The 25,410-nt window shown below is 69.4% G+C and carries 11 protein-coding genes; 3 read left to right on the top strand and 8 right to left on the bottom strand.

The genetic code is table 11. From position 1 onward, the window contains the following. Positions 1 to 4 precede the first annotated feature (4 nt). The 6 genes from leuS to BLU20_RS07045 form a co-directional block, all read right to left on the bottom strand. Positions 5 to 2,884, bottom strand: coding sequence for a leucine--tRNA ligase (leuS, locus tag BLU20_RS07070; RefSeq protein WP_083372087.1), 2,880 nt, complete (start codon positions 2,882 to 2,884; stop codon positions 5 to 7). A 107-nt stretch (positions 2,885 to 2,991) separates the two neighbouring features. Then, positions 2,992 to 3,615: a vitamin K epoxide reductase family protein gene (locus BLU20_RS07065; RefSeq protein WP_157270368.1), complete on the bottom strand. Its 624-nt coding sequence runs from the start codon at positions 3,613 to 3,615 to the stop codon at positions 2,992 to 2,994. Positions 3,616 to 3,750: 135 nt separating this feature from the next. After that, positions 3,751 to 4,434, bottom strand: coding sequence for a metal-dependent transcriptional regulator (locus tag BLU20_RS07060; protein WP_231959136.1), 684 nt, complete (start codon positions 4,432 to 4,434; stop codon positions 3,751 to 3,753). A 119-nt stretch (positions 4,435 to 4,553) separates the two neighbouring features. After that, positions 4,554 to 15,989: a DUF7927 domain-containing protein gene (locus BLU20_RS07055; protein ID WP_172829041.1), complete on the bottom strand. Its 11,436-nt coding sequence runs from the start codon at positions 15,987 to 15,989 to the stop codon at positions 4,554 to 4,556. 289 nt (positions 15,990 to 16,278) lie between these two features. Then, positions 16,279 to 17,913, bottom strand: a complete 1,635-nt coding sequence (locus tag BLU20_RS07050; RefSeq protein ID WP_157270366.1) for a metallophosphoesterase family protein — start codon at positions 17,911 to 17,913, stop codon at positions 16,279 to 16,281. A gap of 45 nt (positions 17,914 to 17,958) precedes the next feature. Then, positions 17,959 to 19,488, bottom strand: a complete 1,530-nt coding sequence (locus BLU20_RS07045) for an MFS transporter (RefSeq protein ID WP_083372083.1) — start codon at positions 19,486 to 19,488, stop codon at positions 17,959 to 17,961. 142 nt (positions 19,489 to 19,630) lie between these two features. On the opposite strand from BLU20_RS07045, the gene BLU20_RS07040 reads away from it, so the two are divergent. Beyond that, a complete protein-coding gene (locus BLU20_RS07040) occupies positions 19,631 to 20,209 on the top strand; it encodes a TetR/AcrR family transcriptional regulator (protein ID WP_029253830.1) in 579 nt (192 codons plus the stop codon). Between the two features lie 244 nt (positions 20,210 to 20,453). On the opposite strand, the gene BLU20_RS07035 is transcribed toward BLU20_RS07040, so the two are convergent. Continuing rightward, a complete protein-coding gene (locus tag BLU20_RS07035; protein WP_331713047.1) occupies positions 20,454 to 21,119 on the bottom strand; it encodes a GTP pyrophosphokinase in 666 nt (221 codons plus the stop codon). 210 nt (positions 21,120 to 21,329) lie between these two features. Here BLU20_RS07035 and BLU20_RS07030 point away from each other — a divergent pair, with 210 nt between their 5' ends. Both BLU20_RS07030 and BLU20_RS07025 read left to right on the top strand, forming a co-directional pair. After that, entirely contained in the window at positions 21,330 to 22,250 is a 921-nt protein-coding gene (locus BLU20_RS07030; RefSeq protein WP_029253828.1) for an NADP-dependent oxidoreductase, read from the top strand. 63 nt (positions 22,251 to 22,313) lie between these two features. Further along, positions 22,314 to 24,002, top strand: coding sequence for an ABC-F family ATP-binding cassette domain-containing protein (locus BLU20_RS07025; RefSeq protein WP_083372081.1), 1,689 nt, complete (start codon positions 22,314 to 22,316; stop codon positions 24,000 to 24,002). On the opposite strand, the gene BLU20_RS07020 is transcribed toward BLU20_RS07025, so the two are convergent. After that, positions 23,999 to 25,372 (bottom strand): MFS transporter, encoded by a 1,374-nt coding sequence (locus tag BLU20_RS07020; protein WP_231959135.1) that lies wholly within the window; start codon positions 25,370 to 25,372, stop codon positions 23,999 to 24,001. The two genes, BLU20_RS07025 and BLU20_RS07020, sit on opposite strands and share 4 nt — an antisense overlap. Between the last annotated feature and the right edge of the window lie 38 nt (positions 25,373 to 25,410).

The raw sequence follows: 25,410 nt of genomic DNA, 5'->3' as shown, positions 1-25,410 counted from the left end.
CGGTTCAGACGACCACGTTGACGAGCTTCGGCGCACGGATGATCACCTTGCGGATCTCCGCGTCGCCGATCTGACGCTGCACGTTCGGCTCCGCGAGGGCCGCGGCGCGCAGATCCTCCTCGGAGATGGACGGCGAGACGGTGATCTTGCCGCGCACCTTGCCCTTGACCTGCACGACGCAGGTCACCGACTCCTCGACGAGGTACTCGTCCAGGGCGGTCGGGAACGGCTCGTGCGCGAGCGACTCCGCGTGCCCGAGCCGCTGCCACAGCTCCTCGGCGATGTGCGGCGCGACCGGGGCGGTCATCAGCACGAGCGGCTCGACGGCCTCCCGCGGCACCTCGCCGAGCGACGTCAGGTGGTTGTTCAGCGTGATCAGGCGTGCGATCGCGGTGTTCGGCCGCATCTCGGCCATCTCGACGGTCACGTCGGCGATCGTCCGGTGCACCGCGCGCAGGGTCGCGGCGTCCGCAGGGGTCTCGACCACGGTGGTCCGGCCCGAGGTCTCGTCCACGACGTTGCGCCACAGCCGCTGCAGGAAGCGCTGGGCCCCCACGACGGCGCGCGTCTCCCACGGGCGTGACAGGTCCAGCGGACCCATCGACATCTCGTAGACCCGGAACGTGTCGGCGCCGTACTGCTCGTACATCTCGTCGGGCGTGACGACGTTCTTCAGGGACTTGCCCATCTTTCCGTACTCACGGGTGACGGTCTGGCCGTTCCACGTGTACGTCGTCGTGCCGCCGTCCTCGTGCTCCTCGACCTCGGCGGCCGGGACCGGCTGTCCGCGGTCGTCGCGGAACGCATACGCCTGGACGTAGCCCTGGTTGAAGAGCTTGCCGAACGGCTCGAGGGAGCTGACATGGCCGAGGTCGTGCAGCACCTTGTGCCAGAAGCGTGCGTAGAGCAGGTGCAGGACGGCGTGCTCGACGCCGCCGACGTAGAGGTCGACGCCCCCCGCAGGGCCCGACGAGGCGTTGTGGTGCGCACCGAGCCAGTACTTCTCGAGCTCGGGCGACACGACGTGCTCGTCGTCGGTCGGGTCGAGGTAGCGCAGGTAGTACCAGCACGACCCCGCCCAGTTCGGCATCGTGTTGGTGTCGCGCCGGTAGGTCCGCGGGCCGTCGCCGAGGTCGAGCTCGACGTCGACCCAGTCCTGGTTGCGGCCGAGCGGAGGTTCGGGCGACGAGTCCGCGTCGTCCGCGTCGAACACCCGGGGCGCGTAGTCCGGGACCTCGGGCAGGTCGACCGGCAGCTGGTTCTCGGGAACGGCGAGGGGACGCCCGTCCTCGCCGTACACGATCGGGAACGGCTCGCCCCAGTAGCGCTGGCGCGAGAAGAGCCAGTCGCGCAGCCGGTAGGTGACCGTACCGGTGCCGGCGCCCCGCGCCTCGAGCCAGTCGATGACGGTCCGCTTGGCCGTGGCGACGTCGAGGCCGTCGAGGGTCACACCGTCGTCCGACGCCGCGGCCGAGTTGACGACGAGTCCGTCACCGGTGAAGGCCTCGCCGCGGTCGAGCGCGTCGACGTCGCCGCCGGGCGCGACGGTGTAGATCACCGGCAGGTCGAACGCCTCGGCGAACGCGAAGTCGCGGGCGTCACCGCCGGGCACGGCCATGATCGCGCCGGTGCCATAGCCCATCAGGACGTAGTCCGCGGTGAAGACGGGCACGGCGGCCCCGTCGACGGGGTTCGAGCCGAAGAGGCCCGTGAAGACGCCCGTCTTCTTGCCGGCGTCCGCCTGGCGCTCGACCGCGGTCTTCGCGGCGGCCTCGGACCGGTAGGCCGTCACAGCCTCCCGCGGCGTCGCGTGTCCGCCGGTCCAGGCGTCCTTGGTCCCCTCCGGCCACGCGGCCGGCACCTGGTCGACGACCGGGTGCTCGGGGGCGACGACCATGAACGTCGCCCCGAAGAGCGTGTCAGGACGCGTCGTGAAGACCTCGATCCCGTCGACACCCGGCACCGCGTCCTGGGCGGACGCCGAGGGCTGCAGTGCGAACCGCACCTGCGCACCCTCGCTCCGGCCGATCCAGTTGCGCTGCATCGCCTTGACCTTCTCGGGCCAGTCGATCAGGTCGAGGTCGTCGACGAGACGGTCCGCGTAGGCGGTGATCCGCATGTTCCACTGACGCAGGCTGCGCTGGAAGACCGGGAAGTTCCCGCGCTCGGACCGCCCGTCCGAGGTGACCTCCTCGTTCGCCAGGACCGTGCCGAGACCTGGGCACCAGTTGACCGGCGCCTCGGAGACGTAGGCGAGCCGCTGGGAGTCGACGACGTCACGCTGCTCCCCCGCCTCCAGATCGGCCCAGGACCGGCCGCCCGGCACGGCACGGGTCCCGTCCGCGTACTCGGCCTCGAGCTCCGCGATCGGCCGTGCGCGGCCGGTGCCGCCGTCCGGGCGCACCGCGTCGACGTCGTACCAGGAGCCGAACATCTGCAGGAAGATCCACTGCGTCCACCGCACGTACTCGGGATCGATCGTGGCGAACGTCCGGCGGGGGTCGTGGGCCAGGCCCATCCGGCGCAGCTGGCGGCGCATGTTGACCATGTTCGCCTCGGTCGTCGTGCGGGGGTGCTGGCCCGTCTGCACGGCGAACTGCTCCGCAGGCAGGCCGAACGCGTCGTACCCGAGCGTGTGCAGCACGTTGTCGCCCTGCATGCGGCGGAACCGGCCGACGACGTCGGTCGCGATGTACCCGAGCGGGTGCCCCACGTGCAGGCCCGCGCCCGACGGGTAGGGGAACATGTCCATGATGAAGAACGGCGGACGGTCGCCGGCGTGCTCGCCGTTGCCGTCCGTGAGCGCGCCGGACGGGTTCGCGGCGTAGAAGGTCCCGCTCGACTCCCACCGGTCCTGCCAGCGGAGCTCGATCTCCTCGGCCATCGCCGGGGTGTAGCGGAAGCTCGGCTCGCCGGGGGCTCCGGCTGCGTCGGTGGACCGTGGGGTTGTCTCAGGCGTACTCACACCGGCAATCGTACCGGCGGGCAGGGCTAGAACGATGCGACGATCACGTCGCCCATCGTGATCATCACCCACAGCAGGACGGCGACGTACAGCAGCGCCAGACCCACCCACCGGTTCTGCACGAGAGCGCGCCGCAGCCCCTCCCCGACGCTCAGGTCGCGCTCCTGGACGCAGTAGACGAGGTGAAGCCAGAAGATCGGGATCGTCACGGCCCAGACGACCATGCACCAGGGGCACAGTGCACCGAGCACGTACAGGCTCGTCCAGATCGCGAACACCACGAATCCGAGGCCGACGGTCGCTCCGACCAGCAGCGCCAACCGGTACCACCGCGGCACGGTCGCGCCGGTCAGGACGACGACCGCGGTGGTCACGACGACCGCGAACGCTGCGATCCCGACGAGCGGGTTGGGGAAGCCGAGCAACGACCCCTGCCAGGAGCCCATCGCCGGCCCGCAGGTCGCCCAGGCGCTCAGGTCGCAGCTCGGGACGTAGCTGGGGTCCTCGAGCGTGCGGATCCGCTCGATCGTGAGCTCGAACGAGGCGTAGAAGCCAATCAGTCCGCCGACCAGGAGGGTCCAGGCCCACACGCGGGTCGAGAGCCGGGACCCGCTCGCGGCGGATTCGTCGATCTGGGTGTCGTCGCTCACGCGGCACTCCTCGGTCGGGGGCGTCGTCGGCCCGCGGTCATCGCACGCCGGGTGCGTGCGCGGTCAAGGTAGCGTCGCATGCTGGGTACCCGCTGGGCGTTCCACCGGTCGGCCGTGTCGCCGACCGCATCGCACTCAGGTGCTCAGCGAGACCCAGATCGAGGACACGGCGGCGAGCCCGAGCTCCAGGGGTTCGGGTGCCGTCGTCCCGTCCGTGTCCGTGGTGCGGACGTGGATCGCCCCCGTCCGCTCGTCGCGCGCGAGGAGCTCGATCCCGACGTCGAGATCGATCCCCTGCTCCGCGAGCGTGCGCAGGACCGCGGGGTCCGCGTCGGAGATCCTCGCGACGACACCCTGGGTGCCGGCCGACACGTGCGCCAGCAGCTCGGCGTCGACCCGGCGCACCTGCCCGTCGCGGGTGGGGATCGGGTCGCCGTGCGGGTCACGCACCGGGTGCCCGAGCAGGTCGTCGATGCGGTCCACCATCCGGTCCGAGACCGCGTGCTCGAGGACCTCCGCCTCGTCGTGAACCTCGTCCCACCCGTAGCCGAGCGTCTGGACGAGGAACGTCTCGATCAGACGGTGGCGGCGGATGATCTCGACGGCGTGGTCCCGGCCCCGCGCGGTGAGCTGGACGGCACCGTAGCGCGCGTGGTCGAGCAGGCCCTGTGTGGCTAGCCTCCGGACCGTCTCCGAGACGGTCGACGCCCCGACCCCGAGTCGCTCGGCGAGAAGCTTGGTCGTCACCGGCTCGTCCGACCACTCCTGGGCCGACCAGACGACCTTGAGATAGTCCTGGGCGACGGCGGTGAGGGTCACGGGTGGCTCCACGTCCCGCAGCCTAGGCGATGAGTCTCCGCGGTGGGCAGCGAACGCGGGCGTGGGTCCTGCCGCGGTTGCGGCAGGGCCCACGCCCGTCCTTCATTCGTCTGGCAGGGTTACAGCGACCCGACACCTCCTGCGTCGTCGTGCCCGTCGTGGCGGCGGCGTAGGCGGCCGCTGCCCAGCAGGGCTGCTCCGCCGATCAGGAGCAGGAGCACCAGGGCGGCCAGGGCGGCGATCTGGGCACCGGTGACCGGGAGCGAGGGGCCCGGGGTGGGTGTGGTCGGGGGTGTGACGGTGAACTCGTGCTCGTCGCACGGCTGACCGTTCTCGTCCACCCCGTCGGTGCACTCACCCGGGTCCGGCGGGGTGATGTCGCCACAGTCCGGGATCGTGGTGCAGCCCGGGCCCGAGGGCTGGAAGACGACGTTGAGCACGTCGCCGTCACCCTCGCCGGTCAGCGTCACCGAGTACGTCAGGGTCACCGACTCACCTGCGGCGAGCGGCCCGGACCAGAACAGCTGCGGCGACTCGAACGCGAACTCCCCGACCGCGGGGCTGGCGGACGCGTCGTTGTTGTACGTCGCGTCGTCGAGCACCTGCGTCATGTCGTCGACCACGGTGGCCGGGTCGGTCTCCGTGTAGTCGGCCTCGCCGGTGTTGGTGACCGTGACGGTGTAGGTGACGTCGTCACCCACGGTCACGTCGGTGGCGGCGTCGGACGTCTTGACGATCTCCAGCGGGCGTTCGACGACCGGGACGGTCGTCGAGCAGTCCTCGATCGAGGCCGCCATCGGCAGCACCCCGCCGATCGAGGCACCCGCGGGCGACATCGGCTCGTAGCAGTTCGACTCCGGCGGTCCGACCACCGCGTTGTCCACCGACCCGTCACCGGTGACCGGGTCGTTGACCGTCACCGAGTAAGTGAGCGTCACCGTCGCCCCGGCATCCAGCGGACCCGACCAGACCAGCTCGGGGTCGCTGTAGGTGAAGGAGCCCTGGTCCGGGTCGGCGGCCGCGTCGTCGTTGTACGTCGCGTCGTCGAGCACCCCGGTCAGGTCGTCGGTCACCGTCAACGGCTCCTCGGACGTGTAGTCCGCCCCGCCGGTGTTGGTGACCTGCACCGAGTAGGTCACGACCTGCCCCGGCACGGCCTGCTCACCGGCGTCGGAGGTCTTGACGATCTCGACCTCGCGCACCGGCGTCGTGGTCGAACCACACGGCTGCCCGTCCGGAGTCGACCCGTCGACACAGCCCTCGGGGGGCTCGATCGGCGGCAGCGACTCACACCCGTCGGGGTCGGTGCACGGCTCGGTCGGGGGCGCGTACGCCGTGTTGGCCACCACTCCGTCACCCGTCACCGGGTCGTTGATCTCGACCGTGTAGGTCACGACCACCGCGTCACCGGCAGCCAGCGGACCGACCCACACGATGTACGGGTCGAGCTCGGTCAGCGTGCCCACCTCCGGGTCGACCGTCGGGCCGTCGACCACCACCGCGTCGTCCAGGACGTCGGTCAGGTCGTCGACCAGCGACGCCGGGTCGGCGTCGGTGAACGAGTAGGCGCCGGTGTTGGTGAGCGTCACCTCGTAGGTCAGCTCATCACCCGGCGCGGCCGAACCCTCCGGCGTCACCGTCTTGGTCACGTCCAGGTCCTTGACCAACGTGCTCGTCCCGCAGTCGGGGTCCTCCGACCCTTCCTCACAGGTCGAGTCCGGCGACGTCACGACGTTCGCGATCTGGCCGTCACCGGTGGCCGGGTCGTTGACCGTGACCGAGTACGTCAGCTCCACCACGTCGCCCGGCTCGAGCGCGCTCTCCCACACCAGGTACGGATCGGTGAAGGTGAACGTGCCCTGGTCGGGGTCGGCCGACGCGTCACCGTTGTACGTCGCGTCGTCCAGGACGTCCGTCAGGTCGTCCGTGACCACGGCCGGGAAGTCGTCCGTGTACGCCACGGCCCCCGAGTTCTCCACACTCACGGTGTAGGTCACCGTGTCGCCCGGTGAGACGGACTCACCGGCGTCGGACGTCTTGGCGAGCGTCAGGTCGGGCTGCGGGACGATCTCCGTGCAGTCCGGGTCCGCCGGCGTCTGGTCCGGGTCACAGTTCGACTCGGGCGGGCCGACCACGGAGTTGCGCAGCACCTTGTCGCCCTCGTCGGGGTCGTTCACGGTCACCGAGTAGGTGATCGTGACACTCGCGCCCACGTCCAGCGGCCCGGTCCAGGACAGCACCGGCTCGGTGTAGTCGAGCAGGCCCTGGTCCGGGTCGACGGCCGCGTCGTCGTTGTACGTCGCGTCGTCGAGCACGTCCGACAGGTCGTCGGTGATCACCGCGGGGTCGGCACCGGTGTACGGCGCCTGGCCCGTGTTGGTCACCGTGATCTCGTAGGTCACGACCTGACCGCTCTCGAGCGCGTCCGAGCCTCCGTCGGAGGTCTTGACGAGATCGAGCTCACGAATCGGCTCCGAGGTCCCGCAGTCAGGGTCCTCGGACCCGTCCTGGCAGTTGGACTCCGGCGGGCCGACGATCGTGTTGGTCACGACGTGATCACCGTCGACCGGGTCGTCGATCGTGACCGAGTACGTCAGCTCGACGCTCTCACCGGCCACGAGCGGACCGGTCCAGGTCAGCTCCGGGTCGGCGAAGACGAACGAACCACTGGCCGGGCTCGCCGCCGCGTCGTCGTTGTACGCCGCGTCGTCGAGCACCTCGGACAGGTCGTCGACCACGACCACCGGGGAGGCGTCCGTGTAGTCCACCGCACCGGTGTTCGTCACGACCACCGTGTAGGTGACGGTCTCACCCGGTGCGACCGACCCCTCGACGTCGGAGGTCTTGGCAATCTCCAGGGACTGGACCGGCACCGTCTCGGTGCAGTCCGGGTCCTCCGAACCCTCGGGGCAGTTGCTCCCCTCGGGCCCGACGACCGCGTTGTCCAGCACACCGTCGCCCGACTCGGCCAGCGGGTCGTCCACGGTCACCGAGTAGGTGATCGTGACCGTCTCACCGACCGCGAGCGGACCCGTCCACGTCAGGTCCGGCCGCGCATAGGCCGGAGCAGGCGGCGTCGACGTCACGACGGACGACATCGCGGTCGCGTCGTCGTTGTACGTCGCGTCGTCGAGCACGTCGGTCAGGTCGTCGACCATCGTCGCGGGGTTCAGCATCGTGTACGGCGCGTCCCCGGTGTTCTCGATCGTCACCGTGTAGGTCACGACGTCGCCCGGCAGGACCGACCCGGCCGCGTCAGAGGTCTTGGCGACCTCCGCACGGCGCACCGGCACCGTCTCGGTGCAGTCAGGGTCCTCCGAATCCTCTTCACAGTTGGACTCCGGCGGACCGACCACCGCGTTGACCAGCGACGCGTCGCCCTCGTCGGGGTCGTTGACCGTCACCGAGTACGTCAGCTCGACCGACTCACCGGCGGCCAGGCCACCGGTCCACGTCAGCACGGGCTCGGTGTAGTCGAAGACACCCGTGTCGGGGTTCGCCGCCGCGTCGTCGTTGTACGTCGCGTCGTCGAGCACGCCGGTCAGGTCGTCCGAGACCGTGAGCTCACCGTCGGCGTAGTCCACCGTCCCGGTGTTGGTGATCGTCACCGTGTACTCCACGGTGTCTCCGGCCGTGACGGACCCGACCGCGTCCGACGTCTTGACGATGTCGAGCGACCGCACCGGAGTGGTCGTCGAGCAGTCCGGGTCCTCCGTGCCCTCGGGGCAGTTCGAGCCCGGCACGATCACGACGTTCGTGAGCTCACCGTCCGCGCCGGCACCCGGCGGGTCGTCGACCGTCACCGAATAGGTCAGGGTCACCGACTCACCGACCGCCAGCGGACCGGTCCACTGGAGGAACGGGTCGGCGAAGACGAACTCACCGGCCTCAGGCGCCGCCGCAGCGTCGTCGTTGTACGTCGCGTCGTCCAGCACCTCGGACAAGTCGTCGGCCACCTTCAGCGGGAACGCGTCCGTGTAGTCGATCGCACCGGTGTTGGTCACCACGACCTCGTAGGTCACCACGTCGCCCGGGACCACCGACTCACCGGCGTCGGAGGTCTTGACGACCGACGCGGCGTGCTCGGGAATCTCGGCGGTGCAGTCCGGGTCCGCGGGAATCTGGTCCGGGTCACAGTTCGACTCGGGCGGGCCCACGACGGTGTTGGACAGGATCTGGTCGCCGGTCGGCGGGTCGTCCACGGTCACCGAGTAGGTGATCGTGACCGTCTCGCCGGCCGCGAGCGGACCCGTCCAGCTCAGCACCGGCTCGGTGTAGGTCGGCGCCGGCGGGACAGCGCCCGTCGACGTCGCCGCCGCGTCGTCGTTGTACGCCGCGTCGTCGAGCACGTTGGACAGGTCGTCGGTGATCACCACCAGGTCCGGGTCGACATAGTCGACCGCACCGGTGTTGGTCACCTCGATGGTGTAGAGGATCGTCTCACCGGCATCGACCTCACCGTTGTCGTTGTCCGAGGTCTTGACGATCTCGAGCGAACGCACCGGCGTGGTCACCGTGCAGTCCGGGTCCTCGCTGCCCTCGGGGCAGTTGGTGCCCGGCACCACGACCGTGTTCTCCAGCACCCCGTCCCCGGGCTCGGCCAGCGGGTCCTCGACCGTGACCGAGTAGGTCAGCTCGACCGACTCACCGGCCGCGAGCGGACCCGTCCACGTCAGCACCGGCTCGGTGTAGGCGAACGTCCCGCTGTCAGGGTTGGCCGCCGCGTCGTCGTTGTACTCCGCGTCGTCCAGGACTCCCGTCAGGTCGTCGCTCACCTCGACCGGGGTCAGAACCGTGTAGTCGAACCCGCCGGTGTTGGTCACCGTGACCGTGTAGGTCACCGTGTCACCCGCAGCGACCTCGCCGCCCGCATCGGACGTCTTGACGACGTCCAGCCCGCGAACCGGGGTGGTCACCGTGCAGTCCGGGTCGGTCGAGCCCTCCGGGCAGTTCGAGTCCGGGCCCGTGACCGCGTTCTCGAGCACACCGTCCGCGTCCTCGCCCGGCGGGTCGTCGACGGTCACCGAGTAGGTGATCGTCACCGTCTCACCGACCTCCAGCGGACCCGACCACGTGATCGTCTCGGACACGGCGCTGGCCACCGGCGCCGGCGGGGTGGTGTCCCCGTCCGACGTCGCCGCCGCGTCACCGTTGTACGTCGCATCGTCCAGGACACCCGACAGGTCGTCGGTCACCGTCGCCGGGTCCTCGACCGTGTACGGGGCCTGACCGGTGTTGGTCACCTCGACCGTGTACGTCACCACGTCACCCGGGGCCACCGACTCGACCGCGTCGGACGTCTTGACGACGCCCAGCTCACGGATCGGGGTGGTCACCGTGCAGTCCGGGTCTGCCGGGTCCTGCTCAGGGTCGCACGAGGACTCCGGAGGCCCGACGACCGTGTTGGCCAGCACGCCGTCGGCGTCGTCGGCCAGCGGGTCGTCGACCGTGATCGAGTACGTGATCGTCACCGTCTCACCGGGCTCCAGCGGGCCCTGCCACGACAGCTGCGGGTTCTCGTACTGCGGAGCGGGCGGGACGTTGGCGACGATGTCCGACGTCGCGACCGCGTCGTCGTTGTAGACGCCGTCGTCCAAGACGTCCGTGAGATCGTCGACGACGACCGCCGGGTCGAGCAGCGTGTAGTCCACCGACCCGGTGTTCGTCACCGCGATCGAGTACGTCACCACGTCGCCCGGTGCCACCGAGTCCCCGGCGTCCGAGGACTTGTCGATGTCGAGCGAGCGCACCGGCACCGTGTCGGTGCAGTCCGGGTCGTCGGTGTCCTCGTCACAGTTGGAGCCCTCGGCCACCAGCGCGTTGAACAGCACGCCGTCGGCGTCGTCGCCCGGCGGGTCGTCGACCGTCACCGAATAGGTGATGGTGACCAGCTCGCCAGGGGCGAGCGGGCCGAACCACGTCAGCACAGGCTCGGTGTAGTCGAACTCGCCCTGATCCGGGGTCGCGACCGCGTCGTCGTTGTACGTCGCATCGTCCAGAACATCCGTCAGGTCGTCGAAGACGTACGCCGGCACCGCGTCGGTGTACGCACTGTCACCGATGTTCTCGACCGTGACCGTGTACGTCACCGTGTCACCGGGCAGCACCTCACCCACCGCGTCGGACTCCTTGGTGAGCTCGAGCAGCGGCTCGGGGACCGTCTCCGAACACGCCGGGTCCGGCGGGCTCTGGTTCTCGTCACAGTTGGACTCCGGCGGACCCACCACCGCGTTGTCGAGCTGACCGTCCGCATCCGGGCCCGGCGGGTCCGTGAGCGTCACCGAATAGGTGATCGTGACCGTCTCCCCGACCTCCAACGGACCGGCCCAGCTCAGCTCCGGGGCGGTGTACGTCGGCGCCGGCGGCGTGTTGCCGCCGATGTTCGACGTCGCCACGGCGTTGCCGTCATAGTCGGCGTCGTTGAGCACGTCCGACAGGTCGTCGGAGATCTCCACCAGATCCGGGTCGACGTAGTCGACGCCGCCGGTGTTCGTGACCTCGATCGTGTACTCGACCGTGTCGCCGGGCTGCAGGGTCTCCGGCCCGTCAGCAGTCTTGAGGATGTCGACGGACTTGACCGGCACCTGCGTGGTGCAGTCCGGGTCGGCCGGGTCCTGATCCTCGTCACAGTTCGACTCGGGCGGGCCCACCACCGCGTTCTCCAGGTTGCCGTCCGCACCCGCACTCGGCGGGTCGTCGACCGTCACCGAGTACGTGATCGTCACCGTCTGCCCGGCCGCGATCGGACCGGACCAGCTCAGCGTCGGGTCCGCGAACGTCGGGTCGTCAACGGAGGCACCGTCCGAGGACACCGCTGCGGCGTCGTCGTTGTACGTCGCATCATCCAGCACCCCGGACAGGTCGTCCGAGATGTCCGCCGGGTCGGCCACCGTGTAGTCCGCCTCCCCGGTGTTCTCCAGCGTGATCGTGTACTCCACGCTCTCACCGGCCAGGACCTCCCCGGCGGGGTCGGCCGACTTGGTGATGTCGAGCGAGCGCGAGGCCACCGACGTGGTGCAGTCCGGGTCCGCAGGGTCCTGGTCGGGGTCACAGTTGGACTCCGGCGGACCCACGACCGCGTTGTCGAGCAGACCGTCCGCACCGTCGCCCGGCGGGTCGTCGACCGTCACCGAATACGTGATCTCGACCGTCTCACCCGCAGCCAACGGGCCCGACCAGCTCAGCGTCGGGTCCGCGAACGTCGGATCGTCGACCGTCACACCGTCCGAAGACACCGCGGCCGCGTCGTCGTTGTACGTCGCATCATCCAGCACCGCCGACAGGTCGTCAGAGATCTCCACCAGATCCGGGTCGACATAGTCCACCTGCCCGGTGTTCTCCACCGTCACCGTGTACGTCACCACGTCACCAGCAGCCACCGAACCATCAGCGTCCGAGGCCTTGGTAATGTCCAGCGCCTTGACCGGAACCTGCGGGTTGCACTCAGGGTCGGTCGAGTCCGGCGGACACGTCGACTCCTCAGGGCCCGTGACCGCGTTGTCCAAGATCCCGTCACCCGTCTCGGACAGCGGGTCGTCGACCGTGACCTGATACGTGATCGTGACCGTCTCACCCACATCCAACGGACCCGTCCACGACAGGACCGGATCGCTGTACGACGGCACCGGCGGAGTGTTCGCCACGATGCTCGACGTCGCGTCCTCGCTGCCGTCCACGTACGTCGCGTCGTCCAGCACGTCCGTCAGGTCATCGGTCACCGTGACCGGGTCCAGGGCGGTGTAGGCATACCCGCCGGTGTTCTCGACCGTGATCGAGTACGTCACCGTCTCACCGGCCAGCACCTCATCACCGGGGTCGGCAGACTTCGTGATCTCCAGCGACTTGATCGGCACCTGAGGGTTGCACTCCGGCGCGTCCGGGGTGTCCTCACAGTTCGAGAACGGTGCGCTCACGACGTTGTCCAGCACCCCGTCCCCCGTCTCGGACAGGGGGTCCGCGACGGTCACCGTGTACGTGATCGTCACCGTCTCCCCTGCCGCGAGCGGACCCGACCAGGACAGCTCCGGCTCCGTGTACGACGGGGCAGGCGGCGTGTTGCCGTCCACGTCGGACGTCGCGGCCGCGTCGTCGTTATACGTCGCATCATCAATCACACCCGACAGGTCATCCGAGACCGTCGCCGGGTTGGACTCCGTGAAGTCGACCGCACCGGTGTTCTCCACCGTGATCGTGTACGTCACGTCCTCGCCCGGGGCAGCCTCGTCCGTCGAGGCGGTCTTCTCCACCGCCAGCTCCGGCTCGACCACCGTGACCAGATAGTCCTCCACCTCACCACCGGTCCACGCACCCGTCGGCAACGGCGTGTCATTACCGCCCGCGAACAGGCGCAGACGCAGATACGTGTCATCCGTCGACGTCGGAGCGGGCAACGTCAACGCATAGTCCGCCGCCCCCGACTCGGCCGGCACCGCCACGACATCGCTGATCTCACCGGTGTCGAAGACACCGTTGTTGTTCACATCCAGCCACCCGACCAACGTCGCGTCCGTCAGGCTGTCGTTCGTCGCCGTCACACTCGTCACGAACGGGCTGTCCAGGCCCGCCACGACGGGCTCGGCGATCGCGGCCTCGTCGTCGACGTCCGCGAGGTCGTCCCCGTCAGCACCGACCGTCGGAACCCCGTCCTCCTCCACATCCACCGTGGTCGAGTCACCCAGCATCAACGGAGCCGTGTTCGTCGTGTCGTCGTAATCGATCACCCCATGGCTCGCACCACCCGAGGCATCCAACGTCCCGAACGAATCCGGGGCGTCACCGAAGTCGCGCGGGAGCTCTTCGAGGGTGATCGGCCAGTCCTCGACCTCACCCGAATCCACACCCGGACCGATGTCCGACGTGTCCGTCGGGAGATCATCACCCGGCACCAGCGCCGCACGAAGACGCAGATACGAATCACCCACAACCGCATCCGCCGGCACCGACCACGTCAACACCGCATCACCCGTCGCCAGACCCGTGTCGATCACCGACCGCTCATCCTCGTCAAACGTGCCGCTGAGGTCGAAGTCGATCCACCCCGCCAACGCCGCACCATCAGACGAGTTATTCGTGATCGGAATCGTCAACGTCGACTCCGCAGCATCAATATTGACCGTCGGATCCTCCGCAAACGCATCATCCTCATCCAGCCCCGCCGACACATCAGGCTGACCATCAGACTCGACCGTCACCGTGTCACCGATCGTCAGCAGCGGGTCGTCGACGTCATCGACTACCGAGTGGAACGGACCTTCTGACCCCAGGAGCGTGTTGTAGCTGTCGGGCGCGTCACCGAAGTCCAGCGGGAGCGGAGCGAGGACACACCGTGCGCCGTCGTTCCCGGCCGAGGGAGGACCGTAGGCGAAGAAGCTGAACTCGCCATCGGGTGAGTACCGGAAGATGTCGCCGTTGTTGTTGAGCGACCCGTAGATGTTTCCATCCGCGTCCGAGTACATCGCGCCGAAGATCAGTCCGCTGGTCCCGTCCGGAGCCGTCGGTGTTCCGAGGCCTTCCACCACGGTCAGGCCCGGGTTCGCCGGATCGAAGGTCACCAGAGACACCCCGACCTGATTGCTGTTCTCCGAGAAGGTGTAGAAGAGACCGTCATTGATGTTGTAGGTCCAGTCCGAGATCGTCCTGACCGAACTGGGCCGTGCGACCTGCCCGCCGTCGACGATCGAGCCGTAGGTCGGGGACCCCGGCACGAGGTCGATCTGCCGCCACGGTGTCCCTGAGTTGAGCTGGCCGTCGAGGATCCAGAGGTATCCGGCGGTGTCGAAGTCACCGGTCTGCCACCCCGCGCTGTTCGGCCAACCGATGCCCAGCGGATCGTCGGGGGCCCCGATGCTCACCGCCTGCCCGGATGCTCCGAGGCGGACGATCTCGTGAGGGCTGGCCGTGTTGTCGATCCCGTAGATGAAGTCCTCGACGGGGTTGTACCCGGCCGCATTGACGTTGTTGGGATAGAAGTCGGAGAGAATCTCCTCCGAGTCGCCGTTGACGAGATTGACCGTCGACAGGTCGGCAGGGTTGTTCTGCAGCAGGTAGGCGTCAGAATCGCACGAGAGCCCGTCCTCGAAGAACGTGATGTCCGTGTCACCCGGAGGGTTGAGGCCGATCAACTCCATGTCATCGGGGCCGTTGGTAAACGTGCCCTCGACGTCGGAGGTGACGCCCACCGTCACCGTGCAGCTGACGAGGTTGGGGTCGACGAGGTCGCCACCCACCAGATCGACCGTGCCCGTCGCGGGATCGACCGTGACCGTGCCGTCGCCACACGTCGTCTCCGAGGTGCCGGTGAGCTGCAGGTTCGAGTCGTTGATCGTGTCCGTGAAACCGAAGTCCTCCTTGGGGCCGGACGGTGTGTCCTCACCGAACACCGGGTCGTAGGTGTTCGTGATCGTGAAGGTCAGCTCGGCCGGCGTCCCGACGGGGGCCTGCTCCGGGGTGAACTCCTTGTCGATCTTCGGCGTGGTGTCGAGCACGACGAGGTTGTCGAACGCGCTGTCGTTGCCGTTCGTGGCCGACTGGTCGTTGTTGATCCGGATCCCGAGGGTATCGCCGGTCGACCGCAGCGCCTGATCACCGAGGAACGTCCCGACGCGCGTCGTCCGCTGCTTGCCAACCTGAGGAATGGTGGCTCCACCGCCCGGCCCGTACTGGTAGATCTCGCCCAGGCTCCCGGGACTGCAGGTGTTGATCGCGTTCGAGAACACGGGAGACTCGGTACCGTCGGACTGCGTGAGGTAGATCTGCGGGATCGCGCCGTTCCCCGTCGGAATGCAACTCATCGCCGCGATATCGACCGACGCCTGGTAATAGCGCCCCGGGTCCACGTCGATCGGCTCGTCGAACTCCAGCATCGTCCCAGGCTCGATGGCCGATCCCGAGGTGTACGAACTGACGACGTGGTTGTCGAACTGACTCTCAGGGTTTCCGAGATCCTGGTCGAAGTACGGGTACTGGTTCGCGTTGTTGTGATACTGACCCATCACGTTCGCCATCAGCAGCACCCCGTTGAAGGAACGCGGCTCGCCACACGCCGCGGCCGGGCCCGAGGTTGGTATCGGGAAGTCGCCGCTGAGGTTCTGAAAACCGACCCCGTTCGTGTGCTGGGCGACGATGAACCCGTTGCAGTTGTTCCCCGCTGCCCATGGACTGTCTGCCGAGTACGTCGTCGTACCGTTCTCGTTGACATACCCGGGCTGGAAGTCGGCCGCCGTCCCGTCGTCACCGAACGGGTACTCCGTCAGGGACTGGACGTAGTCGTCGGCGTCCCACGCCGCCTCGTCCGACCCGCCCCCGGCGCCCACCGGCTCCTGCCACGTGACGTTCTCGAAGTTCTCCGCGTAGAAGTTCGTCGGCGCCTCCATGACGCCCGGGCTGCCCGGGACGGCCTCGGCCGCCGGGAGGTCGTTCGCCAGCGGCTCGTAGACCACGGGCGCGGCGACGAGGCCGAGCGTCAGCACCAGTGAGCTGCCGACGGCGCCGGCCAGACCCTGGCGGCGCACCGCTCTGAGCCCGGTCTGGTCACTCCCGCCACGGCGTGCAGTCATCGATCTGGTCACGGTCTTTCCCCCATCGGTGGACGGCGCGCCCGTCAGCCCTGACAAGCACCATGCACACCATTGCCACATCGAATTTTCAGGTCCGCAACAGGAAACCCAGATATCGTTGCTTTCTGTCGGGAAAGACCGATAATTTCTGTCTTCACAATGATGCCCGACGAACTCCCGCTCGGGAGCCCTTCGCGAGAACAACGAGCGAGGGAACACTCAGTGCGAAATAGTGTTATTCCGGACTGATTGCCTTCGCTCGATCCGCGGGCTCCCGGGGCAGGTGCCGCTACGCGCCGTCCGCGTCAGCCTCGACCTCGGGTGCAGGGTCCTCCAGCGACTCCTCGACCGGGACCGCACCCGGGCCCGCCAGAGCGGGCACCGGCACACGTTCGCCCACGGCGGCCGTCCCCGCGGGCGTGACCTCGACGAGCTGCAGGTCGATCATGCGGCGCGCCTCGGTGTCGAACCGGAACACGGTCATCTCGGCGATCCCGTTGAGGGGGCCGACCGTCGGCTGGTCGCTGGCCGCCCCGGCCGTCGAGGAGCTGACGTAGCGGAAGCCCGCACCGATCTGCACCGGTCCGATGCGCCGATGCAGGTGTCCCGAGATCTGGAACGGGACGCAGCCGGCGTTCATCGCGGGGGTCCCGGCGCTCGGCGTGTGGATCAGGAGCAGGTCGACGTCGTCGTCCTCGCACGCCGTCTGCTCGATCCGTGCCGCCTGCTCGTCGGAGGTCTCGTCGGTCGAGGTGTACGACCCCGAGCCCACCCGTGTCTCGAGCGCGTCGCGGTCACCGAGGACGCGCATGCCGTGAACGTCGACGACCGAGCCGTCGAGCACCCGCCATCCCTGGGCGGCCTCCTGCTCGGACGTCACCACGCTGTCGTGGTTCCCGTCCGCGACGACGACGTCGACGCCGTCGGGCACCGCGTCGGCGAACGAGCTGACGCAGACGTCCTCGACCGAGGTGCCGTTGGTCGTCGTGTCCCCCGCGTTCAGGAGGACCTGCGCACCGCTGCGCTCGAGCGTCGTCCTGATCAAGGGCGACATCCCCGTGTTGCAGTGCAGGTCCGTGACGACGACGAAGGTGAGGACGTCGTCGTCCGCGGGGGCGCCGTCGGGCTCCTTCAGCCCGACCGACCGGGCGATGTCGTCGATCTCCTGGTCGTGCAACCGCTCCGCCCACGCGTCGTCGAGCTCCGCGTCGGCGCCGGCGTAGAACGCCTCGTTCTCGTCGTAGAGGTCGATGGCCATGGAGCCGTAGGTGTCGACGACGCCGGCAAGGCGTCCGGTCATCCGCGCCCCCTCGAGCGGGGTCCCGGCGAAGACCTGGGCGGGTGGAGCCTGTTCCGTCGAGCTCACGACGACGCGCGGCACGACGGCAGCGACGAGGACGACGACCGTGACCCCTGCCGTGATCTCCCACGTGCGCGGCACGAGGCGCGACGCGAGCTCCTCACGACGCCGGACACCGAGCAGCAGGTAGCCGCCCACGCCGACACCCGCGACCACGAGTGCCGCGGCCATCGTGCGCTGCACGGCGTCCGCGACGAGCTCCTCGGCGACACGCCGGACCGTCGTCTCGGGGTCCGAGAAGAGCTGCAGGTAGCTCTCCGCGTCGCCCGCGAGCGCCCCGAGCGGGTCGTCGCCGTCGACCGTGCGCAGGTCGGCCGGGATCTCTCCGACGGTGACCCGGATACCGAGACCGAACGGCAGCGGCGAGTCGATCTCGAGCGTCCCGATCGGGCCGACGTCGACGACGACCTGGGAGTCCGACGTGACGTCGTATCTCGCCTCGTGAGGGCCGAGCGCCAGGTCGGCCCGCGCCGTCGTGATCCCGAACGTCACGCACGACGCGAGCAGGAGGACCGTCACGAGGGTCCAGCGGACCCAACGGGGCGGGACTCGTCGCGTGCTCATGGGGACAGAGTGGACGAACTGGCCGCCCGAAGCGAACCGGCGCGCTCAGACCCTCGCGTGACGCAGCGTGACGAGCGCCATGACCGCGGCGACGACCATGGCCACGGCCGCGAGAGCCGCGACGACGACCACGCCGGAACCGAACGCGGCGTGCGCGGAGGCGAGAAGTGCGTCCGACTGCTCCGCCGGGAGCGTGGCGGCCACCTCGGTGGCGCCGCCCAGGGTCTCTCGGCTCGCCCCGGCGTCCGCATAGCTGACGCCGGCCGGGACGACGAGACGCGAGGAGTAGAGCGCCGTGAGCACGCCACCGAGCAGAGCCGTTCCGAGCACCGCCCCCACCTCGTACGCGGTCTCCGAGATCGCCGAGGCGGCACCTGCCTGACGCGCCGGGGCCGTGGAGACGACCAGCTCGTTGGAGACCGTCTCGGCCCCGCCGATCCCCGCGGAGACGAAGACGAACGCGAGCACGATCGGCCACAGGGCCGCGGAGTCCCCCGCCACCGCGATGATCGTGTACCCGAGCGCCGAGAGACCGAGGGCGCCGGCGACGACGTAGGCCGGACGGATCGTGCGAACGATCGGGACGACAGCGAGGCCGGCGACGACCATGACGAGCAGGCCCGGCAGCAGCGCGGTGCCGGCGGTCATCGGGCTGAGTCCCATGACGAGCTGGAGGTCCTGGGACGCGAAGAACAGGAACCCGGTGTAGCCGAGGATCGAGAGGAGGTTGATCAGGACCGACCCCGAGAACGCGGGGATCGCGAAGAGTCGGACGTCGAGCATCGGCCGGGGACGGTGCAGCTGGCGACGGACGAAGGCGACGCCTGCGACGACGCCGACGAGGAGTGCCGCGAACGCCACCCAGGTGGCGCCGTCCTTGGCGAAGGACTTGATCGCGAGGACGACGGGGGCCATCGCGGCGACGGAGAGCAGAATCGACGGCACGTCGACCGGGCCCGGGTGGGGGTCCGCCGACTCCGGCACGCAGGCGGGCGCGGCAAGGAGGAGGACGAGCAGCACGGGTACCGCCAGGAGGAACACGGAGCCCCACCAGAAGTGCTCGAGCAGGAACCCGCCGACGATCGGGCCGAGCGCCGCCCCGGCCGCGAACCCTGCCGCCCAGATCGCGATCGCGAGCCGCCGCTCCTCACGGTCGACGAAGATGTTGCGCAGGAGCGACAGCGTGGCGGGCATGAGCATGGCGCCGAAGACCCCGAGCCCGATGCGCGCGACGATCAGCGCCTCGGCGCTCGGTGCGTACGCGGCGACGGCCGAGAGCACCGCGAACCCGGTCGCACCGGTGAGCAGCAGCCGCCGCCTGCCGATGCGGTCGGCGAGCGACCCCATGGGCACGAGCAGCGCCGCCAGGACGAGCGGGTAGACGTCGATGATCCAGAGCAGCTGAGTGCCGCTCGGCTCGAGCGCCACGGAGATCTGCGGCAGGGCGAAGCTGAGCACCGTGTTGTCGATGGAGACGAGCAGCACGGGAAGCATCAGGACGGCGAGCGCCACCCATCGCGAGGGGGCCGCCTCGGTCCGACGGCGCAGCGGGTTGGCGGGCAGGGTGATGGCCATGGGGCGACTCCTCTCGGGGCGGATCAGGACGACGCGGTGGCGCCGAGACTTCTGACCGGGACGGTCGATGCTTCAAACCGTCCGGACGGTCTAGTAAAACCGTCTGGACGGTACAGTAACGTCCGGACGGTAGGGTGGCAAGATGCCCGCGCAACCTGCTGCCCGTGACAAGGTCCTCGACGCCTTCGCCAGCATTCTGGTGACTCAGGGGGAACGCGCCGCGACGTTCGACGCCGTGGCCGCGGAGGCCGGCGTCTCGAAGGGCGGCCTCCTCTACCACTTCGCCTCCAAGCAGGCCCTCGTCGACGGTCTCCTCGAGCTGCTCGGCGAGCTCGCCGCGGCGGACGTGGCCGACATGCGGAGCGTCCCCGAGGGTCCGGTCGACCACTTCCTGCGAACCTCGGCACAGTCGGACACCGCGTTCGACCGCGTGTACGTCGCGGTGACCCGACTCCCCCAGGACATCTACCCGCAGGCACGGGATGCGCTCGCCGCCGCCCACGCCGGGTGGCACGCCGCGGTCGAGGAGGCGGTCGGCGACCCCGTGATCGCCCGGGCGATCGTCCTCATGGGCGACGGGCTGTACCTCGAGGCATCACGAACCGGTGACTGGGACCCGGACCGACGCTCGCGGAGGACCAAGGACGCGCGCGTGGACGAACTTCTCGAGCTCGTCGGCCGACTCACCGAACCTGCGCCGGCGGTCCAGGGCGGCAACTAGAAGGCAGAAGCGCCGGCCGCTCCCACAGCGACCGACGCCTCCCTTCACTCCCGCATACCTCGATGCGGATCCCGCCGGTCCCGACCCCAGTGACGGCGAGTGCCGACGGAAGCTCAGCCAGGACTCCATCGTCCCGATCGTCCCATTGTGCGACCAAGTCTTGATAAAGACTAGAGCAACCGCTCGGATCTGGTGCGGTGGCGACGCCCGGCCGACGGGTGAGCCACACCACCTCGCCCGCGCCCTACTGCTCCCCCGCACCCCCCTCGCGCTGGACGTCGGTCATCTCACGCAGCGCCTCGAGCGCCATCGTCGGGATCGGGAAGGCCTCGTCGTACGGGTCAACACCGCTCGCCTGCTGCAGGCGCGTGTACTCGAGGACCTCGTCGTGGATCCGCTCCATCGAGCGGTCCAGCTGCGACGCGACGTCGGAGGCGAGCCTGAGCTCCGTGATGAGGTGCTTCGGCACGTCGTGCCCGTACTTGTAGTGGATCTTGTGCTCGAGGCTCGCCCAGAAGTCCATCGCGATCGTGCGGATCTGCACCTCGACGGTGACGTTCTCGACCCGGTCCGACAGGAAGACCGGCACCTGGAAGATCAGGTGCAGACTCTTGTACCCGTTGGGCTTGCCGTGGGTGATGTAGTCGCGCTCCTCGACGAGCGTGAGGTCGCTCTGCCCCACCAGGAGGTCACGGACGCGCGTGATGTCGGAGACGAACCCGCAGGTGATCCGGATCCCCGCGATGTCGAACATCCCCTCGCGCAGCCCGTCGGGGGTGAGCGGGATGCCCTTGCGCTGCGCCTTGCCGATGATCGACTCGATCGACTTGACCCGGGAGCCGATGTGCTCGATCGGGTTGTAGTCCCGGATCTCCCGGAACTCGTCGCGCAGGACCACGATCTTGGTCATCAATTCGTCCAGCCCGAATCGATAAGTCATCAAGAGGCGTCGCATGTCCCGGATGCGGGCCGACGTCGCAGCGACCTCAGAAGTTGGCGTGTCCACCGGTGGAGGATACGACTCGAACCCGAACGCACCCTGTGCGTGTTCGTCACGTCACACCGTCCACCTCGACGGGTGAAACTGGAATGCCACGGGCGCCCGCACCGTTGGCCCGGCATGCGAGCAATCACCTACAGCAGCTACGGAAGCGCCGACAACCTCGAGCTCAGCGAGCTCCCGGTCCCCAAGGTCGGCCCAGACTCGGTCCTCGTCCGCGTGAAGGCGGCGAGCGTCAATCCTGTCGACTGGAAGGTGCGCGAGGGATACCTCGACGGCCTCATGGACACCGTCTTCCCCGTCGTGCCGGGCTGGGACGTGGCCGGCGTCGTCGAGCAGGTCGGCCTCGACACTCCTGAGTTCGAGGTCGGCGACGAGGTCTTCGGCTACGTCCGCAAGGACTGGATGCAGGCCGGGACGTTCGCCGAGTACGTCGCGGCCCCGGTGCGCACGCTGGCCAAGAAGCCCGCTGCGTGGTCCTTCGAGGAGGCGGCGGGCGTTCCGCTCGCCGGCCTGACGGCACTGCAGACGATCGACCGTGCGGGTGTCTCGGAGGGCGACACCGTCCTCGTCCACGCCGCCGCGGGTGGTGTCGGCTCGTTCGCCGTGCAGATCGCCACGGCCCGCGGCGCGCGTGTCATCGGTACGGCGTCGGAGAAGAACCACGACTACGTGCGCTCGCTCGGCGGCGAGCCCGTCGCATACGGCGACGGACTGCTCGCCCGGGTCGACGAGCTCGCGCCCGACGGGGTGGACGTGATCCTCGACTACGTCGGCGGCGTGATGGACACGACCAGCGAGCTGCTCTCCGACCTCGGCGTCGTCGTCTCCGTCGCCGACCCGACCGCCCGCACCGAGCACGACGGCATCTACGCCTGGGTGCGTCCGTCGTCGGACGACCTGGACGAGCTCGGCCGCATGGCCGAGGCCGGGGCTCTCTCGGTCCGCGTCGACCAGGTCTTCGACCTCGCCGACGCGGCCGACGCCCACCGGGCGTCCGAGACGGGTCACGCCGTCGGGAAGATCGTCGTCCGGGTCTGACCGCGAGGAGCGCCCGGCCGATAATCGTTCGGTCGCGTCGCCGGCGTCGGGGATGATGACCCCATGGGTCATATCGACATCTCCGACGTCGGCCACGAGCTCTCCGACGGGCGGACGCTTCTCAACGGCGTCTCGCTCCGCGTGGGCGAGGGCTCTCGCGTGGCACTCGTCGGCCCGAACGGTGCGGGCAAGACCACCCTCCTCCGCATCGTCACCGGCGACCTCGCCGCCCACCGGGGCGGAGCCACCGTCACCGGGGGCCTGGGCGTCATGCGCCAGGTGGTCGTCCGCGCCGACGAGAGCACCACCGTCCGCGACGCGCTCGTCGAGGTCTCCCCGCCCGCCCTGCGCGCCGCCGCCGCCGAGATCCAGGCGGCGGAGCACCTCATCATGACGGTCGACGACGAGCCGTCGCAGATGCGCTACGCCCAGGCGATCGCGGACTGGGCGGACGTGGGCGGATACGACGCCGAGCTGGAGTGGGACAAGGTCTGCAGCGAGGTCCTCGGCGTCGACTTCGAGCAGGCGCAGTGGCGCGAGCTGCGCACCCTGTCCGGAGGCGAGCGCAAGCGCCTGGTCCTGACGTCGCTGCTGCGCGGCCCGGAGCAGGTGCTCCTGCTCGACGAGCCGGACAACGCGCTCGACGTGCCCACCAAACGGTGGCTCGAGGCCGAGATGACCGCGTCGCCGAAGACGATCCTCTACGTCTCGCACGACCGCGAGCTGCTCGCCAACACCGCGACGCACGTCGCGACGCTCGAGCCCGGGACGAACGGTGCGCAGGTCTGGGTCCACGGCGGAGGATTCAGCACCTACGCCGCAGCGCGGGAGGACCGGCGCGAACGCTCGGAGGAGATGCTGCGCCGGTGGGACGAGGAGCACGCCAAGCTCAAGGAGCTCGTCAACACGCTGAAGAACAAGTCGGCGTTCAACGACGGCCTCGCCTCGCGCTACCAGGCCGCACAGACCCGGCTCCGCAAGTTCGAGGAGGTCGGCCCTCCCCCGCAGCTCGCGCACGAGCAGAACGTCCGCGTCCGGCTCACCGGCGGACGGACGGCCAAGCGGGCCGTCACGTGCGAGGACCTGGAGCTCTCCGGTCTGATGAAGCCGTTCTCCCTCGAGCTCTTCTACGGCGAGCGCGTCGCCGTGCTCGGGTCCAACGGCTCCGGCAAGAGCCACTTCATGCGGCTCCTCGCCCGCGGGGGCTCGAGCCCCGACCGGGAGCACGAGCCCGCCGAGGGTTCGCCCGCGATCGACCCCGTGACGCACACGGGTCGCGCTGCGCTGGGCTCACGGGTCCGGCCCGGCTGGTTCGCGCAGAACCACGGGCATGCCGAGCTCGAGGGACGCACGCTGCTCGACATCCTGCACCGCGGCGAGGGACACCGCCGCGGCATGGGACGGGAGGAAGCCTCGAAGGTGCTCGACCGCTACGGCCTCGTGGGCCAGGCCGAGCAGCGGTACGAGACGCTCTCGGGCGGCCAGCAGGCCAGGCTGCAGATACTCCTGCTCGAGCTCGGGGGCGCAACCCTGCTTCTCCTCGACGAGCCGACCGACAACCTGGACCTGCACTCGGCCGAGGCGCTCGAGGCGGGCCTCGCCGGGTTCGACGGCACGGTCGTCACCGTCACGCACGACCGCTGGTTCGCCCGCTCCTTCGACCGGTTCTTCGTCTTCGGTGCCGACGGGCACGTCGTCGAGACGCCCGAACCGGTCTGGGAGGTCGAGCGGGTGGCGCGCGATCGCGGCTAGCGCTCCTGCCGGACGTCGTCGCGGATCCCGACCAGGCTGACGACACCGCCGCAGACGAGCAGGACGGCGGTCACCAGCAGACCCCGGTGCAGGCCGTCGACGTCGAGGGCGTCGCCGACGATCAGCCCGGCGAAGGCGATGACCACGAGCCCTGCGATCCGCGACACCGCGTTGTTGACCGCCGAGCCGATCCCGGCGTCCGCCTCGGGAACCGCCGCGAGGATCGTCGAGGTCAGCGGCGCGACGGTACACGCGAGTCCGAGACCGAAGACCAGGACGCCCGGCAGCAGGTCCGTCCAGTAGTCGGCGTCCGCGTCGGTCCGGAGCATGAGCAGGTACCCGGCCGCCGCGACCAGGGGTCCGACGCCCATGAACCACCGCGCCCCGTGACGGGCGGCGAGATCGCCGAACCGCCCGGACATCACCAGCATCACGAGGGTGACCGGCAGCAGTGCGAGCCCGGCCGCGGTCGCCGAGTACCCGCCGACCTGCTGGACGAAGAGCGTGACGAGGAAGGGTCCGAGGGCGAGCGCGCCGTACACCGCGACGGTCGCGAGGTTCCCGACGGCGAAGTTGCGCTCCCGGAAGAGTCGCAGCGGGAGCATCGGGTCGGGGCTCCGCAGCTCCCACAGGACGAACCCGACCAGGCACGCGGTCCCGAGGGCGAGCGGGACCCAGATGACCGGGGACGACCACCCGAAGCGTGCCGACTCGATGAGCGCGAACACCGGGCCTGCGAGGCCGACGGCGGCCAGGACCGCACCGACGACGTCGACACGACGCCCGGTGGCGGGCCTCGACTCCTCCACGCCCCGCAGCAGCCACAGCGTCACGGCGATCGGCAGGACGTTGATCCCGAAGACCCATCGCCAGCCCACGGTGTCGACGAGAAGTCCGCCGAGCAGCGGACCGACGATCATCGCGGTTCCCGTCCACCCGGTCCAGCGTCCGATCGCCCGGCCCTGCGCCGGGCCCGAGAACGTGCCGACGATCAGCGCCAGCGAGCTCGGGACGAGCAGCGCACCGGCGACCCCCTGCGCGGCGCGGGCCAGCACGAGCGCGGGTCCGGTCGGCGCGAGAGCACAGGCGACGGACGTGACGCCGAACCCGATCAACCCCCACATCATCACGCGACGGCGTCCGTAGACGTCGGCCACCGACCCGGCCACGAGGATGAACGCGCCCAGGGTGATGAGGTACGCGTCGACCACCCACTGCTGGAGTGCGAGCGCGTCGCCGCCCGCGCCCACGAACTCGTCGGCGATCGCCGGCAGCGCGACGTTGACGACGGTCCCGTCGAGGAACGACACGAAGGAGGCGAGTACGGCGACGAGCAGCACCCGGCGCTCCGGGGTCATCTCGGTTCGCATAGGAGGAACGCTAGGCCCGACGGGCCGCCGCAGCCATC

The sequence above is a fragment of the Paraoerskovia marina genome (assembly GCF_900105445.1).
GTDB classification, from domain to species: Bacteria; Actinomycetota; Actinomycetes; order Actinomycetales; family Cellulomonadaceae; genus Paraoerskovia; species Paraoerskovia marina.
This window is presented reverse-complemented; position numbering and strand designations above follow the sequence as displayed.

What these genes read in the sequence shown, in the direction of transcription:
- BLU20_RS07025 (WP_083372081.1), top strand. Translation starts at nt 22,314, where the DNA reads ATGGGTCATATCGACATCTCCGACGTCGGCCACGAGCTCTCCGACGGG.
- BLU20_RS07050 (WP_157270366.1), bottom strand. Translation starts at nt 17,913, where the DNA reads ATGAGCACGCGACGAGTCCCGCCCCGTTGGGTCCGCTGGACCCTCGTG.
- BLU20_RS07030 (WP_029253828.1), top strand. Translation starts at nt 21,330, where the DNA reads ATGCGAGCAATCACCTACAGCAGCTACGGAAGCGCCGACAACCTCGAG.
- leuS (WP_083372087.1), bottom strand. Translation starts at nt 2,884, where the DNA reads ATGGCCGAGGAGATCGAGCTCCGCTGGCAGGACCGGTGGGAGTCGAGC.
- BLU20_RS07035 (WP_331713047.1), bottom strand. Translation starts at nt 21,119, where the DNA reads ATGACCAAGATCGTGGTCCTGCGCGACGAGTTCCGGGAGATCCGGGAC.
- BLU20_RS07020 (WP_231959135.1), bottom strand. Translation starts at nt 25,372, where the DNA reads ATGCGAACCGAGATGACCCCGGAGCGCCGGGTGCTGCTCGTCGCCGTA.
- BLU20_RS07055 (WP_172829041.1), bottom strand. Translation starts at nt 15,989, where the DNA reads ATGACTGCACGCCGTGGCGGGAGTGACCAGACCGGGCTCAGAGCGGTG.
- BLU20_RS07040 (WP_029253830.1), top strand. Translation starts at nt 19,631, where the DNA reads ATGCCCGCGCAACCTGCTGCCCGTGACAAGGTCCTCGACGCCTTCGCC.
- BLU20_RS07045 (WP_083372083.1), bottom strand. Translation starts at nt 19,488, where the DNA reads ATGGCCATCACCCTGCCCGCCAACCCGCTGCGCCGTCGGACCGAGGCG.